This is a genomic window from Streptomyces gilvosporeus, assembly GCF_002082195.1.
GTDB classification, from domain to species: domain Bacteria; phylum Actinomycetota; class Actinomycetes; order Streptomycetales; family Streptomycetaceae; genus Streptomyces; species Streptomyces gilvosporeus.
Map to the genome: position 1 here is coordinate 7,046,531 of NZ_CP020569.1, position 16,969 is coordinate 7,063,499.

16 protein-coding genes are annotated in these 16,969 nt (G+C 70.6%); 4 read left to right on the forward strand and 12 right to left on the reverse strand.

The window, feature by feature from the left end:
* Window positions 1-358: 358 nt before the first annotated feature.
* The 7 genes from B1H19_RS31215 to B1H19_RS31245 form a co-directional block, all read right to left on the reverse strand.
* Window positions 359-1,879, reverse strand: coding sequence for a hydrogenase large subunit (locus tag B1H19_RS31215; protein WP_107426200.1), 1,521 nt, complete (start codon window positions 1,877-1,879; stop codon window positions 359-361).
* A 2-nt stretch (window positions 1,880-1,881) separates the two neighbouring features.
* Window positions 1,882-3,393 (reverse strand): proton-conducting transporter transmembrane domain-containing protein, encoded by a 1,512-nt coding sequence (locus B1H19_RS31220; RefSeq protein WP_083108035.1) that lies wholly within the window; start codon window positions 3,391-3,393, stop codon window positions 1,882-1,884.
* Window positions 3,393-4,094, reverse strand: coding sequence for a hypothetical protein (locus B1H19_RS31225; protein WP_083108036.1), 702 nt, complete (start codon window positions 4,092-4,094; stop codon window positions 3,393-3,395). Before B1H19_RS31225 ends, B1H19_RS31220 begins: the two co-directional genes overlap by 1 nt.
* A 7-nt stretch (window positions 4,095-4,101) precedes the next feature.
* Window positions 4,102-5,055 carry a respiratory chain complex I subunit 1 family protein gene (locus B1H19_RS31230; protein ID WP_083108037.1) on the reverse strand — a complete coding sequence of 318 codons (954 nt, stop codon included), beginning with the start codon at window positions 5,053-5,055 and terminating at the stop codon, window positions 4,102-4,104.
* The gene (locus B1H19_RS31235) at window positions 5,052-7,097 is read right to left on the reverse strand and encodes a proton-conducting transporter transmembrane domain-containing protein (protein WP_083108038.1); all 2,046 of its coding nucleotides are present in this window, start codon (window positions 7,095-7,097) and stop codon (window positions 5,052-5,054) included. Before B1H19_RS31235 ends, B1H19_RS31230 begins: the two co-directional genes overlap by 4 nt.
* On the reverse strand, window positions 7,094-7,576 hold the full coding sequence (locus B1H19_RS31240; RefSeq protein WP_083108039.1) for an NADH-quinone oxidoreductase subunit B family protein: 483 nt from the start codon (window positions 7,574-7,576) through the stop codon (window positions 7,094-7,096). Before B1H19_RS31240 ends, B1H19_RS31235 begins: the two co-directional genes overlap by 4 nt.
* A 114-nt stretch (window positions 7,577-7,690) precedes the next feature.
* Window positions 7,691-8,053, reverse strand: a complete 363-nt coding sequence (locus B1H19_RS31245) for an ArsR/SmtB family transcription factor (RefSeq protein ID WP_083109987.1) — start codon at window positions 8,051-8,053, stop codon at window positions 7,691-7,693.
* Between the two features lie 368 nt (window positions 8,054-8,421).
* Here B1H19_RS31245 and B1H19_RS31255 point away from each other — a divergent pair, with 368 nt between their 5' ends.
* Window positions 8,422-8,763, forward strand: coding sequence for an STAS domain-containing protein (locus tag B1H19_RS31255; protein WP_083108041.1), 342 nt, complete (start codon window positions 8,422-8,424; stop codon window positions 8,761-8,763).
* A gap of 284 nt (window positions 8,764-9,047) precedes the next feature.
* Here B1H19_RS31255 and B1H19_RS31260 read toward each other — a convergent pair whose 3' ends face one another.
* The 4 genes from B1H19_RS31260 to B1H19_RS38940 form a co-directional block, all read right to left on the reverse strand.
* Entirely contained in the window at window positions 9,048-9,515 is a 468-nt protein-coding gene (locus tag B1H19_RS31260; protein ID WP_083108042.1) for a pyridoxamine 5'-phosphate oxidase family protein, read from the reverse strand.
* Window positions 9,516-9,932: 417 nt separating this feature from the next.
* Window positions 9,933-10,328: an STAS domain-containing protein gene (locus B1H19_RS31265; protein WP_083108043.1), complete on the reverse strand. Its 396-nt coding sequence runs from the start codon at window positions 10,326-10,328 to the stop codon at window positions 9,933-9,935.
* 45 nt (window positions 10,329-10,373) lie between these two features.
* Window positions 10,374-10,793 carry an ATP-binding protein gene (locus B1H19_RS31270; RefSeq protein ID WP_083108045.1) on the reverse strand — a complete coding sequence of 140 codons (420 nt, stop codon included), beginning with the start codon at window positions 10,791-10,793 and terminating at the stop codon, window positions 10,374-10,376.
* A complete protein-coding gene (locus tag B1H19_RS38940; protein ID WP_159028172.1) occupies window positions 10,790-10,948 on the reverse strand; it encodes a hypothetical protein in 159 nt (52 codons plus the stop codon). The genes B1H19_RS31270 and B1H19_RS38940 overlap by 4 nt, the downstream gene beginning before the upstream one ends.
* A 125-nt stretch (window positions 10,949-11,073) precedes the next feature.
* Between B1H19_RS38940 and B1H19_RS31275 the strand changes: the two genes are divergently transcribed.
* Window positions 11,074-14,112, forward strand: a complete 3,039-nt coding sequence (locus B1H19_RS31275) for a Tn3 family transposase (protein ID WP_083108047.1) — start codon at window positions 11,074-11,076, stop codon at window positions 14,110-14,112.
* Between the two features lie 77 nt (window positions 14,113-14,189).
* Here B1H19_RS31275 and B1H19_RS31280 read toward each other — a convergent pair whose 3' ends face one another.
* Window positions 14,190-15,335, reverse strand: coding sequence for a cation diffusion facilitator family transporter (locus B1H19_RS31280; protein ID WP_083108049.1), 1,146 nt, complete (start codon window positions 15,333-15,335; stop codon window positions 14,190-14,192).
* 75 nt (window positions 15,336-15,410) lie between these two features.
* On the opposite strand from B1H19_RS31280, the gene B1H19_RS31285 reads away from it, so the two are divergent.
* The gene (locus B1H19_RS31285) at window positions 15,411-15,767 is read left to right on the forward strand and encodes an ArsR/SmtB family transcription factor (protein WP_083109988.1); all 357 of its coding nucleotides are present in this window, start codon (window positions 15,411-15,413) and stop codon (window positions 15,765-15,767) included.
* Window positions 15,768-15,959: 192 nt separating this feature from the next.
* Complete coding sequence (locus B1H19_RS31290) at window positions 15,960-16,967, forward strand: recombinase family protein (protein WP_083108051.1); 1,008 nt, start codon at window positions 15,960-15,962, stop codon at window positions 16,965-16,967.
* Window positions 16,968-16,969 lie beyond the last annotated feature (2 nt).

Consider the following 16,969-nt stretch of genomic DNA (forward strand, 5'->3'; position numbering starts at 1 on the left):
CTCGCGCCTGGCGACCACCATCAACGGATCATTCGGGAAGGTATGCCCTGCGCGTTCCTCCCGGAACCGACCCACAAGTCCTGAGCATTGCTCCGAAGCCAGTGGTGCGTAGGCTCTGTGGAACTGACCTGCTACCGGCGCATGCTGATGCCTTGGCCCGACGGTGACGATGACCGTCACGTGGACCAGGTCGTGCGCATCAGCCCCGACGTGTCACCGGCTACCGCCTGGTCCGAAGGAGACCTGCATCGGCGTGACAGACCGCCTTTTTCAGGAAGGCGGTCGGTTCGGTTCGCATGGTCCTTACCGCCGCGCGTTCCGTCCGACATGTACGCACGCGCCCCCGCCCGCGTCGTCGTCACAGATCGTTGCCGGCGTAGGAGAGGTTGAAGCTTTTATTGGTCAGGGGGAAGTCGGGGACGATGGTGTCGGCCAGGGCGAGGGGCAGGGCGGGCCAGTTGAAGAACGACGGGTCGGCGGGTTTGACGCGGGCCAGGGTCTGGTCGGGGGTGAGTTCGACGCGGGTGGTGATGGTGCCGCGCCAGCCTTCGACGATCCCTACGCCGGAGCCTGGGGCCTCGGTGCCGGGGAGTGGTGGCCAGGTGGTGGTTGCGCCAAGGTACAGGTTGTCGGCCAGATGGATGATCAGGGCCGTGGAGGTGTCGATTTCCTCGGCGCGGACCAGGAAGCGTGCCAGGACGTCGCCGCGGGTGTGGGCGGGTGCCGCGGGGATGGGGGCGTGGGTGGCGAAGGGGTGGGCGGTGCGGGCGTCGGTGGGCAGGCCGCTGGCGCGGGCGACGTAGCCCAGGCAGCCGAGGTCGCGGGCGGCTTCGGTGGTCAGGCGGGCGGTGCCGGTGAAGCGGTCGCGGACGGTGGAGTGGCCCAGAGCGAGATCGGCGATCTCGCGGAGGTCGTCGCGTAGGGCGCGCATCCGCGTGGGGTCGGGGATGGCGCGGAGTACGGCGCCGCCGGGGATGACTCCGCCGCGCAGGAGGCGGTGGCCGGTGATCTCGTCGTTGAGGCGCAGGAGTTGTTCGCGGACGCGTTGGGCCTGGGCGTTGAGGATGGAGTGGCCGACGTCGTTGCAGAGCATGCCGAGGTCGGCGGTGTGGTTGTGGAGGCGTTCGAGTTCGAGGAGGAGGGCGCGGGCGCGCTGGGCGTGCTCGGGGACGGAAGTGCCGGTGGCTTCCTCCACGGCAAGGCAGTACGCGAGGGCGTGGCCGACGGCGGTGTCGCCGCTGATGCGTTCGGCCAGCGGCAGTCCGCGTTCCACGGTGCGGCCCTCGAAGAGCTTCTCGATGCCTTTGTGGACGAACCAGAGGCGGGCCTTGAGTTTGAGGATGGTCTCGCCGACGACGGAGAAGCGGAAGTGCCCGGGTTCGATGAGCCCGGCGTGGACGGGGCCGACCGGGATTTCGTAGACACCGTCGCCCTCGACCTCCAGGAAGGGGTAGGGGCCTTCCTGCTCGGCGAAGGGCGGTGGCGGGCCGGCGGCGGGACGCATGGGGTACCAGCCCTTGGGCCAGTGGAAGTGGCGGACCAGACGTTGGGGGAGTGGGTGGTCGAGGGGGACGATGCCGTGCAGGTCGCGCATTTCGCGTTCGAACCGGCCGGTGGGGAAGGAGAGGTGGGCGAGGGTGGGCAGTTCGGGGCGGTCGGGGTTGAGGCGTACGTGGAGTTCGGTGCGGGTGTCGGGCGGGCCGGAGGCGAAGAGGTAGACCACGCGGACGGCGCGGCCGCCGGGCGCCTTGTCCGTGTCGTGGTGGGCGGCGACCAGGGCGATGCGATGCCCGGAATTCAGCAAGCCACCGGCCCGTTCCGGCAGTTCGGATGGGCTGAGGTCGATGATGGCGCGTTCGGCGGGGCGGCGTGGTTGCACGGTCAGTGCCCTCCGAGGATGGTGGTGGCGGCGGTGACCAGATCGGTCAGCGGGCCGAGCGACACCCCAAGTGCGGCGCAGGCCAGCAGCCCTGTGGCGAGCGGCAGTCCGGCGGCAAGGCCCAGGCGTACGGGGACGGCGGGGGTGCCGGGCGTGAGGGGCGGCGGGCCGAGCACCATTCGGGCGGTGCGCAGGGCTAGGGCGGCGAAGGCGGTCAGGACCAGGAGCAGGGCGAGGGCGGTGAGCCAGCCCAGTCCGGCCGCGAATCCGGCCCGTGCGATGCCCAGTTCGGAGGCGAAGAGGCTGAAGGGCGGGAATCCCAGCAGGGCGACGACGGCCAGGCCGAAGGCGGCGCCGAGGCTGGGGGCGCGGGCCAGCAGGCCCCGTACGCGTCCGATCCGTGTGGTGTGCCGCAGGTGCAGGATGTGGCCGGAGGAGCAGAAGGCGACGGACTTGGCGAGCCCGTGACCTGCGATGTGCAGGAGTACGGCGGCCAGCGCGAGCGGGGTGCCGATGGCGGCGCCGAGCGCGATCAGGCTCATGTGCTCCATGCTCGAATACGCCAGCATCCTCTTGTAGTCGCTCTGGCCGAGCAGCAGGGCCGCGGACCAGGCCAGGGTGAGCAGGGCGGCGAGGGCCAGCAGGGTCTGGGTGTAGCCGGGGCCGAGTGCCCCATCAGCGATGACCTTGATACGCAGGACGGCGGCGAAGGAGACGGCGAGCAGGACCCCCGACATCAGTGCCGATACGGGTGCGGGGGCCTGACTGTGGGCATCGGGCAGCCAGGCGTGCAGTGGTACGAGACCGGCCTTGGCACCGAAGCCGAGGACGATCAGTGCGGTGGCCAGGCGGGTGACGGCGGGGTCCATGCGGTCGGCGTGGGCGACGAGGGTGGGCCAGTCGAGGGCGAATGCCTCGGGGATGCCGGCGGCGCGGGCCGCGTAGTAGAGCAGGACGATGCCCAGGAAGGCCAGCGCGATCCCGGCCGAGCAGATCACCACGTACTTCCAGGCGGCTTCGACGGAGGCGCGGGTGCGGCGGTGGCCGACCAGGAAGGCCGTGACGATGGTGGTGGCCTCGATGGCCACCCACAGCACTCCCAGGTTGGCGGCCAGCACGGCCAGGCTCATGGCGGCGAGGAAGGCGTGGACGAGGACGTGGTAGAGGCAGGCTGCGCCCTCGGTTGCGTGCCCGGCGGCGCGCTCGTGCGCCAGGTAGGCGGGGCTGGCGGCACAGGCGATGGCCGCGACCGCGCCGACCACCAGCAGCATCCACACCGTCAGCGCGTCCGCGCGCAGCACGCCACCGTACGCGGTGACCGCTGCACCGCCGCGTACGCCCTGGAGCAGCACGATGGCACAGGCCAGGATCGCAGCCGGGGAGACCAGGCTCAGCCAGGGCGTCGGTGCGTGCCGCCGGGCGACACCGTAGGCGGCCCCGGTGGCCAGAGGTAGCGCGATCGGGGCGGACAGCCACAGGGCGGAGGCGGTGGCCCCGTCAAGAGAATGCGGCATCAGTCGTGCAGCTCCCGCAGATCGTCGATGTCGGTGGTGCCGAAGGCGGCCCGCATCCGGGTGGTGAGGATCTGCAGGACCAGGACGGCGAGCAACACGTCGAAGGAGACGCCGAGTTCGACAATCAGCGGCACGCCGGAGGCGGCGAGGAAGGCGGTCGCGGTGATGCCGTTGTCCAGCAGCAGGAAGCCGACCACCTGGGCCAGCGCCCGGCGCCGGGTGGCCAGGACGAAGAGGCCGATCAGCACCACCGCCAGGCCGACCGGCAGCGCCCGGGTGGCCGGAGAGGGAGCAAGGTCGACCAAGGGCCGGGCAACCGTGTAGGCCAGCAGGGTCAGGGCGGCTGCGGTGAGCAGGGACGTGGCGACGTTGACTAGTGGCTGGGTCTCGCGGGCCTCGCTGACGTCCTCCTCATACTGGTGCTCCTCACCGGGCGGTGGCACGGAAGCGGCCAGCGCCCGGCGCATCAGATACGGCAGCACCCCGCCCCGCAGCACACCGATGCCCACGGCGACGGCGACCAGGACCACCCGTTGCTCGTGCAGTCCCAGCAGCAGCGGGATGGCGGCCAGCGCAATGCCTTGCAGGGCGAAGATCTGCACGATCGCCACCAGTTCACGGCGCCACAGCACCACCACGGCCGCGAGCAGGAAGGCTCCGCAGGCCAGGTCCAGCAACTGGGTGTACGTACCTGTGCTCATCGGCTCCTCACTCTCCGCTCAGGAAGTACGAGGCGGTGACCGCGAGCAGCGCCAGCAGGAAGGACCCGGCCAGCAGTTCCGGCACCCTGAACAGCCGCAGCTTGGCCCAGAACACCTCGGCCGCCGCCAGCACCGTCCCCAGCAGCGCGACCTTCACGATGAACATCACCAGCGCCACGGCCAGTGCCGCCCATGAGCTGCTGGTGGCGATGCCCCACGGCGCGAACAGCGAGGCCAGCAGCCCCAGCAGCACCGTCAGCCGCATCTGGGAACCCAGCTCCACGAGCGCGAGATCGGGGCCCGCGTACTCCAGCACCATCGCCTCGTGGACCATCGTCAGCTCCAGGTGCGTGGCGGGGTTGTCCACCGGAATCCGCCCGGTCTCTGCCAGCACCGCCACCGCCAGCGCGGCGGTGGCCAGCAGCCCGGCGGGCGAGGCCAGCCGCGACGGATCGCGGACCGCGCCGGCCACGATCGCCGGCAGGTTCGTCGACCCGGCCGGTATCGAGAACGCGAACACCGCGACAAGGATGGTCGGTTCGACCAGCGCGGCCACCGTCATCTCCCGCGAAGCGCCCATGCCGCCGAACGCCGTCCCCGAATCCAGTCCCGCCAGCGCGAGGGCCACCGTGCCCAGGGCCAGCAGCGCGACGACCAGGATCAGATCCGCTTTGCCGCTGAGTGGGGTGTTCGTGGACAGCAAGGGCATCAGCGCGGCCACCACGGCAGTGGTGGCGACCAGCAACGCAGGGGCCGTACGGAAGGCGGGGCCGGTGCCGACCGGGGTGATGGGCTCTTTGCGCAGCAGCTTGCGCATATCGCGCCACGGCTGGCCGATCCCGGCACCCGCCCGGCCCTCCATCCCCGCCCGCACCTGCCGCATCAGGCCCGCCAGCAGTGGTGCACCCCCGACCACCACGACGACCTGGGCCGTCACCGCCGCGAATCCGGTCCCGCTCACCAGCCCACCGCCAGCACCAGCAACAGGGCGACCAGACCGAAGAAGCCATAGCCGAGATAGAGATGCACGCTGCCGCTCGCCAGCCGCCGCGCGCCCGCTCCCACCCGGCCCAGGGCGACCAACACCGGTTCGTACACCCGGTGTTCGATTCGGTCGGGCACCCGCCGCTGGTAGCGCACCCGCTCCACCAGATAGGCAGACTCGCGTAGAGGCGTGACATTCACGTCCTGCTCCGGGGCCAGCACATCGTCGAAGACCCGCTGCAGCGGCTCGGCGAACGACGTGGCCGTATACGCCATGCGCGGGGTGGGCGCGCCGCCTCCGCAGTCCCACAGTCTCGCGTTCTTACGCCGCCGTCGGCGCCCGATCAGACGGGGCAATCCGGCCGCCACCGCCAGGGCCGCGGTGAGCGCGATGACCACCCACAGCGGCGCCAGCGACGCCGGCACCTCCTGCAACCGCACCTGAAGACCACCACCGGACAGCGCCCGGGTGCCCGAGAGGCCAACCGCCGAGACCGCCCGGTCCAGTCCGCTCCCCAACACCCCAGGAACCAGGGCCAGTCCGACGCAGTACGCGGCGAGCAGGCCCATCCCGGCCAGCATGGTCGGCGGGCTCTCCGCCGCGGAGCCCGCCTGCTTACTGCGCGGCCGGGCGAAGAACCCCACCCCCAACGCTTTCACGAACACTGCCGCCGCCAGCCCCGCCGACAGCGCGAGCACTGCAACCGCCACTGGCAGCACGATCGCTGTGGACACCCCCGGCCCCACCAGCCCATGGATCAACGACTGCAACAACAACCATTCGCTGATGAACCCGTTGCCCGGCGGCAGCGCCACCGCACCCAGCGCGCCCAGCGCGAACAGACCGGCCGTCACCGGCATCTGCGCCCGCAGCCCACCCAGCCGGTCCAGATCCCGTAGCCCCGTGGCCCGCAGCACCGACCCGGCCGCACAGAACAACAGCGCCTTGAACGCGGAGTGGTTGACCACGTGCAACAAGGCGGCGGCCAGCGCGAGGGCGGCCAGCGGCCGGTTGTCGGACGCCGCGAACAGCCCCGCCGCCCCCACGCCGACCAGGACGAGTCCCATGTTCTCGCTCGTCGAGTACGCCAGCAGCCGCTTGAGGTCCGAGGCCATCGCCGCCTGCAGGATCCCGTACACCGCCGAGACAGCCCCGACCGCGATCAGCCCAAGCCACCACCACAGCGGGCCCCCGCCCAGCAGGTCGAAGCCCACCCGCACGATCCCGTAGATGCCGAGATTGACCATCGCCGCGCTCATCAACGCCGAGACATGACTGGGTGCCTCAGGGTGCGCCCGCGGCAGCCAGGCGTGCAGCGGCACCCCGCCCGCCTTCGACGCGAACCCGGCCGCCACCGCCACGAACACCACCCCACGCACCGCCGGCGACATCCCGTCTGCTCCGGCCCGCAGCTCGGCAAAGCTCTGGCCCCCGGCCCGAGCGGCGAACAGCGCCAGCCCGATGAGCAGCAGGACGAGCCCCAGATGGGTCATCACCGCGTACCAGACCCCGGCCGTACGCACCGAGGCCCTCTCTCGGTGCTCGGCCAGCACCAGCAGCAGTGAGGCGAGCGCCATCGCTTCCCACAGCACCAGGAACGTGGACACCGAAGCCGCCGCCGGTACCAGCACCAGCGTCAGCGCGAACACCGGTAGTACGGCCTGCGCCCCACGTGATGACGCCCCGCCCGAGGACGACCCGTGCGCGCTCCGCCCCGTGTACCCGATCCCGTACACGGCGACTGCCGCCACCACCGCACCGGCCACCGCCATGAACAACCCCGACAACGGGTCCACCGCCAGCCGCACTCCGGCCAGCGGCAGCAACCTGGGAAGGTCCAAGGACCATCGCGCACCGCCCAAGGCAGCGACACCTGCGGCCAGACTCGCGCCCCCGGCCCCCGCGGTGCACACCCCCACCGCCGCGGCCCGCCCGCGCCCCGGCACCAGCAGCCCGCCCGCGGCGCCCGCACTGGCCAGCGCGGACGCCGCGCCGAGCGCGGGCCCGATCACACTCACCGGCCGGTTACGGTGCGCAGCGCCGCCACGATCTCCTCGGGACGCGGCGGGCAGCCGCGTACTTCCAGATCCACCGGCACCACATCGCCGACCGCGCCCTCGACCCCGTACCCTCCGGCAAATTCACCGCAGTTCAGCGCGCAGTCACCCACCGCCACCACCACCCGCGGCTCGGGCATGGCGGCTACCGTGCGGCGCAGCGGCTCGGCCATGTTCCGTGTCACCGGGCCGGTCACCAGCGCCACGTCCGCGTGCCGTGGGGAGGCCACCGTCCGGGCGCCGTACCGGTCCGCGTCGTAGACCGGACCGAAGGCGGCCGCGATCTCGATCTCGCAGCCGTTGCACGAGCCCGCGTCCACACACCGCACCTGCGCGGAACCGCCCAGAACCCGGGCGGCGGGCGGGGGAGCGGCCTTGGGACGCGGTGGGGCGGGCTCTGCCACCCGGCCGGTGTCACGGATCTTGCGCAGCAGGCTCACCACAGGCTCCTACACGTCGGCGATTCCGGTGCCTCACGATGCGCGGAGCGGCCGCCCCTTGCTGCCACCAGAGCGCGCGAGTACGCGCGAGGGACGGCCGCCGTTCAAGGGGTGCTACGACGGCGCGCGGCCCGGAGGTTTCCGCTCCGGCGTGGCGGCGCGCAGATCCGCGAGGAGCTCGGCCTGCCCGGTCAGCACCCCGGTGAGGATGGTGCGTGCCACCTGCAGCAGCTCCGCCACGTGAGGACTGGTCAATGAGTAATAAACGGTCGAACCCTCCTTGCGGGTTACGACCAGATTCGCTCTTCTGAGGACCGCAAGTTGTTGCGAGAGGTACGCCGGCTCCGCATCCACGTGCGTCAGCATCTCCGAGACCGCGTGCTCACGCTCGCTCAGCAGCTCCAGCACTCGAATTCGCACCGGGTGCCCCAGATTTTTGAAGAACTCCGCCTTCAGTTGATACAGCGGCGCACTCACCGGGCCAGCCTCCCGCCAGTCCTCGACGGCCACAGAGACCGTTCTCCCGCGCATCGAGTCCACCTAATCGTCACAACCATGGGGCCATCCTCGCCCAGCCCAGCCACCTCATGACCTAGCTAATTGCTAAAGTTAGCAACTGCTGAAGCTTTTGGAGGTCGATTCGTGCGGATCTCACCACTGCGTGGCGCGGGCACCGTTGTGCTCAAATGCCCCGTCCCGGCCTGCGGCCTGACTTGCCGCCCCACTGCCCTGGCCGCGCACGGCCACTGCCCCGGCTGTGGTCATGACCGACTGATCCGACTGGACCTGGCCCGCGGCGGCCGTGGGGCCGCGGCCTCCGCGTCGTTGAACCGTCAGGCGCAGGCATGAGCCTGGACTGGCAGTACGCCACCCATCGCGACGTGGTGGTCGTGACCCTGACCGGCCACCTCGGGGGCGAAGCCCTCGCCTGCTTCGTCGGCGCCATCGCGTGGGTCCAGGCCCGCAGCACCGGACCAGTACTTCTGGACGTGACCGGCCTGATCAGCTGGAGCACCGAAGGCGAAGCCGCCGTCCTGGACGCCGCCCGACTCCTCGGCACCCAGCCACTCGCCCTGTGCGGCATCAGTGACCTGCCCACCCGTGCCATCGCCGCCAACGGGCCTAACCCGCTCAGCATCTACCCCGACCTCGATACAGCCCTGGACGCCCTGATTCCCCAGGGCTGAGATCCTCCTCCTTCGGTGCGGAGAGGTGAGGGGGCACGCGCCCGGCAGTGGTGCTCTCACTGCTGCCGGGCCCTGCCTCTTGCCCCGATGGACTCTGGGTTTCAGTGGTGGCGGCACATGTCAGTGCCGACCTGCGCGCTGCACGGCACCCGAACGGGACACTGTCAGGGGATTCTCCACGGCGAGGGGGCGGACGGCGGCAGAGGCTGTGAGGGCCGGACGGCTGACGCTCTATTGCGCGATCAAGACTCGGCGGGTATCGACAGCGCTCGTGATCAATAGGCCTAGCCGGCCCCCGCCAGTCGGACACCGGTGATCAGGTCGGGGTGGAAGCGGACGACGTAGTCCATCTGCTGGCCCGGCCAGGGGTGGATCAGGATCCGGTATCGGGCCACGTCCCGGGGGTCGGTGACCAAGCGGCAGTAGCCGGTGGCCACGACGCTCCATCCGAGGCGGGTGTGGTGGTCGATGTCGTCGGCCTCGTAGGCGACCACGACGCCCTGGGCGCCGGCCTGCCGGGTCTGGGTCGTCAGGGCCGTGCCCTCGTGGGTGCGGATGACGATGTCGCCGTCGTCCACGATGTGGTTGACCGGGCGGATGGCCGGCAGCGCGTGCAGGGTGAAGACGATCCGGCCCAGGGGGATGCTGCCGAGGAGCCGCAGGGCCTCGGTGCTGTTCAGCTCGACCGAGCGCCGCCTGGTGGCATCGGCTGGCCGGGCGTCCTTGCGTACGGCACGGGGTTGGCGAGGCATGGGTGGCTGTCCTCTTGCGTCGCTCGGGGCCGGGCTGGGCCCGCCGGCAGGGTCTGAGCGATTCCGGTCGCTTCGGTGGTTCTTGAGGCTTCAGTAGACGTGAGGCGGTTGCCGCGGCGGCAGGGGCCGTTCGGCCCCTGTCCGCGGGTGAGCGGACTGTGCCAACTGGTCGCTTGGCCCGCCCGTCCAGCTGTCTGCCAGGTCATCGATGGGCGGGCCCGTCCAGTGGGGGGACGCGCGGATGGGAGCCGCCGTACGGCCCCCGGCAAGGTCGTCACCGGCGCGCGGCCTCGTCAAGCGGCCTGCCGTCCGCTGCTCCGCCGCTGGGAGGCGTACCCGCTCCTGCGCGAGCGCGCCACCACTCGCCTCGGCTCCCTGCCCCATCGGCTTGCTGCCCCACAGCCGGGCCTCGGCTGATCAGGACAGAGTCGGCCACCCAGCGGTGCACCACTGCTGCCGAGGGCCTGGTGCCGCCGCAGCGCGGTGGGCAACCAGTGCGGTGTTCAGGTCGTGATGCACAGGAAGGAGCGGGCAGGCGTCATCGGGGACGAGGGAACCGTCCGCCGGAATCGCGGCCAGCTCCAACGGCCTGCCATACGCGGCCAGTTGGCGAGCAGCCTCCGTGATCGCGGCCTGCCCAGCCGACGTCCACCCCTCCAACGCGGTCAGATCCAGTACCACCGGGCCCCTCCCGCGGGCCAGCGCCCAAGTGACGGCTCCACTGAAGCGGCCGGTGTCCTGCGGGCCGAGGTGGCCGGCCAGCGACAGAATGCCCAGGTGATCGTGTGTGCTGTAGCGCCACTGGAGCGTCATGGTGTCGTCACACGCCTTGTTCTCTACGGGGTCGATGAGGCCAGATCACAACGGCAGGGTTATCCATACACCTTTGCCACCGCCGTCCGCATCCGGCCGCACCGTCCAGGTGCCGCCCCACTCGGTGGCGAGCTCGGCAACGGTGGCCAGCCCGCCCCTGCTCTGCGGGAAGCTCAACGGGTCGAGCACGTACGGATGGCGGTCATGGACGGCGAAGGCCAGCATGTCGGCGCTTGCCGCGTAGGTGACGGTGAGCTGAGGCGAGGCCGCGGCGGCGTGCCGGACGCTGTTGGTGACCAGCTCGCTGAGCACCAGCAGGGCCGGTCCCAGGACGGGATGCCCGGGATTGATGCCCCAGCCCGCATAGGTCAGCTCGGCCGTTTCACGGGCCAGCCGGACCGAGGCGGGAACGGTCGGCGCGACGAGCACAGAGCGCATCGGCAGGGCAACGGGCTGAAGGGTCACCGGGACGTCGGCCTCCGCGCGCCAGGCGTCGCCCCGGCGGGGTCGGCGGCACGGGCGAAGCGGTAGCCGTTGACGGTCTGCGGATGGATACGCAGGAGTGCGTCGTGCGGGCCATGGGACCAGCCGGACAGGCCCTGTACTCCCGAAGCTGCCACGAAGTGACAAGTAGCTCTCTGTAGCGGATCGGGGGTGCGCTTGTCAGGGGTTCCAGTCTTCTCGTCTCCCTGGTGGTGATGCTCCGTCACCTTGGTCGCGTCACTACGACCGGGAGGAGACCGGGGTGCGGCAGGAGTGGGAGCCGGAGGACCTGATCGAGGTCTGGACGCTGCTGGAGGAGGACCAGGAGCGATTACGGAACAAGTCCGGGGCGAACCGGTTGGGATTCGCACTGTCGTTGAAGTTCTTCGAGGTCGAGGCCCGGTTTCCGGAAAACGCGGCGGAGGTCCCGGAACCTGCGGTGTCGTACGTCGCCCGGCAGGTCAAGGTCGCGGCTGAGGAGTGGGCCGCGTACGACTGGGCGGGGCGGGCGATCAAGCGGCACCGGATGGAGATCCGGAGCGTGTTCGGCTTCCGCGAGTGCACGGTGGAGGACCAGGCCCTGCTCGCCGAGTGGCTGTCGGTGGAGCTGTGCGGGGTGGAGCTGTCCCGGGACCGTCTCGCGGAGGCGGTGGTGACCCGGTGCCGCAAGGAGCGGCTGGAGCCGCCGGCCCCGGCGAAGGTGGCCCGGCTGGTGGGCTCGGCGGTCAACACCTTCGAGGAACGGTTCTGCGCGACGACGGTGGGCCGTCTGTCCGCGGCGACGCGGTCCCGCCTGGACGACCTGATCGCCGAGGACGGCGGGGACGGTGAGGAGGACGGCGGCGAGAGCACGGGCGGCAGTGGGGCGTTCTTCACCGAGCTGAAGGCCGACCCGGGTGCGCTCGGGCTGGACAGTCTGCTGGCGGAGGTGAACAAGCTCCAGCGGGTGCGGGCCCTGGAGTTGGCGCCGGAGCTGTTCGCGGACGTGTCGGAGAAGCTGGTGGCCGCATGGCGGGCCAGGGCGGCCAAGGAGTACCCCTCGGACCTGCGGGCGGCGGCGCCGCCGGTGCGGTACACGCTGCTGTCCACGTTGTGCCATGTGCGGGAGACGGAGATCGCCGACTCGCTGGTGGAACTGTTCATCCAGCTGGTTCAGAAGATCAACACGCGGGCGGAAAAGAAGGTCGAGAACGAGTTCACCAAGGAACTCAAGCGGGTCCGCGGCAAGGAAGGCATCCTGCTCAGGCTGGCGGAGGCGGCGGTCGCCGAGCCGGGCGGCACGGTCCGCAAGGTGATCTATCCGGTGGCCGGCGAGTCCACCCTGAAGGCGCTGGCCGCGGAGGCCGCCGCGAATGAGGCCCGCTACCGGGCCCGGGTGCGTACCGTGCTGCGCTCGTCGTACTCCAACCACTGGCGCCGGATGCTCTCGCCGCTGCTGGGCGCCCTTGAGCTGAAGTGCAACAACACCGCCTACCGGCCGGTGATGGACGCGATCGACCTACTCAAGCGGTACCTGGACCAGCCCATCGCCAAGGAGGGCGCCTACTTCGACGAGGCGGAAAAGATCCCCCTGGGCGGGGTGGTGCGGGAGGAGTGGCGCAAGGCGGTGGTCGACGACAAGGGCCGGGTCGAGCGCATCCCGTACGAGCTGTGTGTCCTGGTGAGCTTGCGGGACGCGCTGCGTCGGCGGGAGATCTGGGTGGCCGGGGCAAACCGGTGGCGCAACCCCGAGGACGACCTGCCGCCGGACTTCGAGGACAACCGCGATGTCCACTACGACGCGATCCGCCAGCCGCTGGACGCGGCCGCATTCACTGACGCGTTGGAGAAGAGGCTCCGCGACGCGCTGACCCGCTTCGATACGGCGCTTCAGCTGGACACCACGGGCGGCGTGGACATCGTGAAGAAGCATGGCGAGCCATGGATCAAGGTCTCCCCGCAGGGCAAACAGGAGGAGCCTTCGAGCCTGGTCGCGCTGAAGGCGGAGATCGAACGCCGCTGGGGCACCATCGACTTGATCGACATCCTCAAGGAGGCCGAGTTCGCCACCGGCTTCACATCCGAGTTCACTTCGGTCGCCAGCCGCGAGGCGGTGCCGAAGGCGGTCCTGCGGCGCCGGCTGCTGCTCGTGCTCTTCGCGCTCGGCACCAACATGGGTATCAAGCGGGTCGCGGTCACCGGCAAGCACGGCGAGTCCGAGGCGGTGCTGCGCCGGGTGCGGCATCTGTTCGTCAACCGCGCCAACCTGCGCGCCGCGCTGGTGCGGATGGTCAACGCCACCTTCGCCGCCCGCGATGCCGCCTGGTGGGGCGAGGGGACCGCATGCGCCTCGGACAGCAAGAAGTTCGGCTCCTGGTCGTCCAACTTCATGACCGAGTGGCACCAGCGCTACCGCGGGCCCGGTGTCATGATCTATTGGCACGTCGAGAAGAAGTCGCTGTGCGTCTACAGCCAGCTGAAGAACTGCTCCGCCTCCGAGGTCGCCGCGATGATCGAGGGGGTGCTGCGGCACTGCACCGACGTGGAGATCGACCGGCAGTACACCGACACCCATGGCGCGTCCATCGTCGGCTTCGCCTTCGCCCACATGCTCGGCTTCAACCTCCTTCCGAGGCTGAAGAACGTCGGCTCGGCCCGGCTGTACCGGCCGGCGACCGGCGAGGACGCGAAATGGCCGCACCTGGCGCCGGTGCTCTCGTCGAAGACGATCAACTGGGAGCTGATCCGCCAGCAGTACGACCAGATCGTCAAGTACACCACCGCCCTGCGGCTCGGCACCGCCGAGGCTGAACAGGTCCTGCGCCGTTTCACCCGCGGCGGCCCCAAGCACCCCACCTACCAGGCGATCGAGGAACTCGGGCGGGCCGTGCGGACGGCGTTCATCTGCGACTACCTGGCCGACGCCGACCTGCGCCGCGAGATCAACGACGGCCTTCAGGTCGTGGAGAACTGGAACAGCGCCAACCATGACCTGTTCTACGGCAAGGACGGCGATCTGACCGGCTCGGACAAGGAGAGCCAGGAGGTCTCCATGCTCGCCCTGCACCTGCTCCAGTCGGCGTTGGTGCACGTCAATACGCTTCTGCTCCAGGACATTTTGTCCGAGGAGAAGTGGCGCTCACGCCTCACTGACGCGGACCGGCGGGCGCTGTCCCCGCTGTTCTGGACGCACGTAAACCCGTACGGGCGGTTCGAGCTGGACATGGCCGCGCACCTCGACATCACCCTGCCCGGCCCCCGTACTGCCCCGGATGCCGAGTCGGATGCCGGACAGCCCGCGCCGGGCCATACCCAGGCATGAGCTGCGGGACCGCCGCAATGCCCGCGGTGGTCCCGGTCCCCGGGAAAGCGCGGCCCGTGTCTGCCGGGCCGCGCGGGTCAGGCGCCGTGGTGGGCCAGGGCCCGGTGCGGGTCGGTGCCGTGCGGCAGGTGGTCGGTGTGGACGGTGGCGGCGGTCAGCCGTGGCACGGCGTGGATGAGGGCGTGCTCGGCCGCGACGGCCAGGCCGTGGGCCTGGACGACGGTCAGGTGCGGGTCGACGACGATGTCGGCCTCGGCGCGCAGGGCGTGGCCGATCCACCGCATACGGACCTGCCCGACGTCCAGCACACCCTCGACGTCGCGCAGCGCGGTCTCGGCCGCATCGACCAGGGCGGGGTCGACGGAGTCCATCAGCCGGCGGTAGACCTCGCGGGCGGCGTCCCCCAGGACCATCAGGATGGCGGCGGTGATCAGCAGGCCGACGACCGGGTCCGCCCAGCGCCAGCCGATGGCGACGCCGCCTGCGCCCAGGAGCACGGCCAGGGAGGTGAAGCCGTCGGTGCGGGCGTGCAGGCCGTCGGCGACCAGCGCGGCCGAGCCGATCTTCTTCCCGGTGCGGATGCGGTAGCGGGCCACCCACTCGTTGCCGATGAACCCGACCACCGCGGCGATGGCCACCGCCCACAGGTGCGTGATGCCGCGCGGATTGAGCAGCCGGTCGACGGCCTCGTAGGCGGCCACCGCGGAGGAGGCGGCGATGGTGAGCACGATGGCGATGCCGGTCAGGTCCTCGGCGCGGCCGTAGCCGTAGGTGTAGCGGCGGTTCGCCGCCCGGCGGCCGAGGACGAACGCGATGCCCAGCGGCACCGCGGTCAGCGCGTCCGCGGCGTTGTGGATGGTGTCGCCCAGCAGGGCCACCGACCCGGACAACGCGACGACCCCGGCCTGGATGACGGTGGTCAGCCCGAGGATGCCCAGCGACAGCCACAGGGTCCGCATGCCCTCACGGGAGGTCTCCAGCGCCGAGTCGACCTTGTCCATGGCCTCATGGCTGTGCGGGGTGACCAGGTGCGCGAGCTGGTGACGTATCCGCGCCCACCGGCCGCTCCCGTGGTCATGACCGTGGTCTCCGTGATCGTGGCTGTGATCGTCGTGGCCGTGGTGCCCGCTGTCCGCATGCGGGTGGTGGCCCTCGCCGTGGTCGTGACGGTGGCCGGGCCCGTCGTGGCCGTGTGGCTCGTGGGTGTGGGTTTGCTCGCTCACGGTGCGTCGCACCTCTCGGACTCGGCCGGCTGGGCCGGACTGGACTTCGCGTCTCTGCCCCACCATTATGTGCGTATGGATGCACGCATGCACCTATCAGGTGCGCATGACTCGCAGGAGCCAGGTGATGGCGAGCGGCTGGCGGTGGCCGTGGAGGTCCTGGGGCTGCTGGCCGACCGCACCCGCCTGGCCCTGCTGCGGCGCCTGGGCGAGGGGGAGGCGGACGTGACGACACTCACCGAGTCCTGCGGCGCGACGCGGACCTCGGTCAGCCAGCACCTGTCCCGGTTGCGGCTGGCCGGACTGGTGACCACCCGCAAAGAGGGGCGCCGGGTGGTCTACGGCCTGCGCCACGGGCACCTGCGGCGCCTTGTCGACGAGGCCCTGAACGTGGCCCACCACCAGATCGGCCACCTGCCGCCCCACGACTGACGACTCGTCGGCCGGAGTCGACTGAAGCCCCGGTTTCCGAACCCGGTTCTCACAAACGACCCTTTGCCTGAGCAAGATCAAATAGGGCCATGCGGAGATCGCCGAGAGCCGGATCGGTTCGCAGAAGCCGTTCTCACTCAAGGGGGACGGAAGGGCCGTTCTGCGACTTGAGTTGTGCGAAAATCCGGGCTCATGACGGTCCCTCAAGAGCCTTCCCCGCCCGCCGCGTCGGAGGCCGACCTTGTCGAACGCCATCCGTGCCCGAAATGCAAGGCGGCCCCCGGCTCGCCGTGCCGCTCACGCTCCGGCGCGGTCGCCAGCGCCTACCACACCGGCCGTTTCACCAAGGTGCCCAAGCTCGCGAAAGAGTTGCGGGTGCAGACGCCGGCCGACCGCGGGCCCGGCCAGCCGTGGCGGCCCGGCAAGCCGGTCCCCGCGGCGATCGACCCCAGCCTGCCGAGCGCGGACATCCGCGTCGGCTACGCCCGCTGCTCGACCCTCGGACAAGAACTCGACTCGCAGCTGGACGCGCTCGCCAAGCACGGCATCCCCCGGGACAAGATCTTCAGTGAGAAGATCAGCACCCGGATCAAGGTCCGCCCCGCCTTCGAGGAGGCACTCAAGACCGCCCGGGAGATCAAGGCCCACGCGCCGCACTGCCGGGTCCTGTTCACGGTGTACGAGATGAAACGGCTGGGGCGCGATGCCGCCGAGCTCACCGCGCTCGCCGATCACCTGACCGAGCACGGCCTGGTGCTGGAGATGCTCGCCGGCCCCCTGCCCGGCATCTACGACCCCACCGGCCCCGGCAAGCTCCTCTTCGGATTCTTCGCCGCCATGGCAGAGACCGAGCGGGAGAACATCCGCGAATCCACGCTGGAAGGGCTCGACACCGCAGCCCGCAAGGGCAAGCACGGCGGCCGACCCCCGGTCATCACCGACGACATGCTCCACACCGTGCTCCGCCGCAAGGCGCTCGGCGAGTCCGTCGAGCAGATCCAGCCCGACCTGATCATCCCCACCGGCAAACGCAAGGGGCAGAGCCCCAGCGTCGCCAGCATCTACCGGGCCCTCGCCGAACACGCCAAGCGCGAGGCGTACCCCCAAGCCATCGAAGCGGCCCACGCCGACTTCGCGATCCTCCAGGGCGACAAGATGCCCGGCCCTCGCCCCGCTCACTTTGACCGAGCGTCACTCTGACT

Bases quoted from the DNA above. Each gene is read 5' to 3' on its own strand.
- B1H19_RS31290 (WP_083108051.1), top strand. From the start codon at position 15,960: ATGACGGTCCCTCAAGAGCCTTCCCCGCCCGCCGCGTCGGAGGCCGAC.
- B1H19_RS31265 (WP_083108043.1), bottom strand. From the start codon at position 10,328: ATGACGCTCCAGTGGCGCTACAGCACACACGATCACCTGGGCATTCTG.
- B1H19_RS31225 (WP_083108036.1), bottom strand. From the start codon at position 4,094: ATGAGCACAGGTACGTACACCCAGTTGCTGGACCTGGCCTGCGGAGCC.
- B1H19_RS31255 (WP_083108041.1), top strand. From the start codon at position 8,422: ATGAGCCTGGACTGGCAGTACGCCACCCATCGCGACGTGGTGGTCGTG.
- B1H19_RS31285 (WP_083109988.1), top strand. From the start codon at position 15,411: ATGGATGCACGCATGCACCTATCAGGTGCGCATGACTCGCAGGAGCCA.
- B1H19_RS31220 (WP_083108035.1), bottom strand. From the start codon at position 3,393: ATGCCGCATTCTCTTGACGGGGCCACCGCCTCCGCCCTGTGGCTGTCC.
- B1H19_RS31260 (WP_083108042.1), bottom strand. From the start codon at position 9,515: ATGCCTCGCCAACCCCGTGCCGTACGCAAGGACGCCCGGCCAGCCGAT.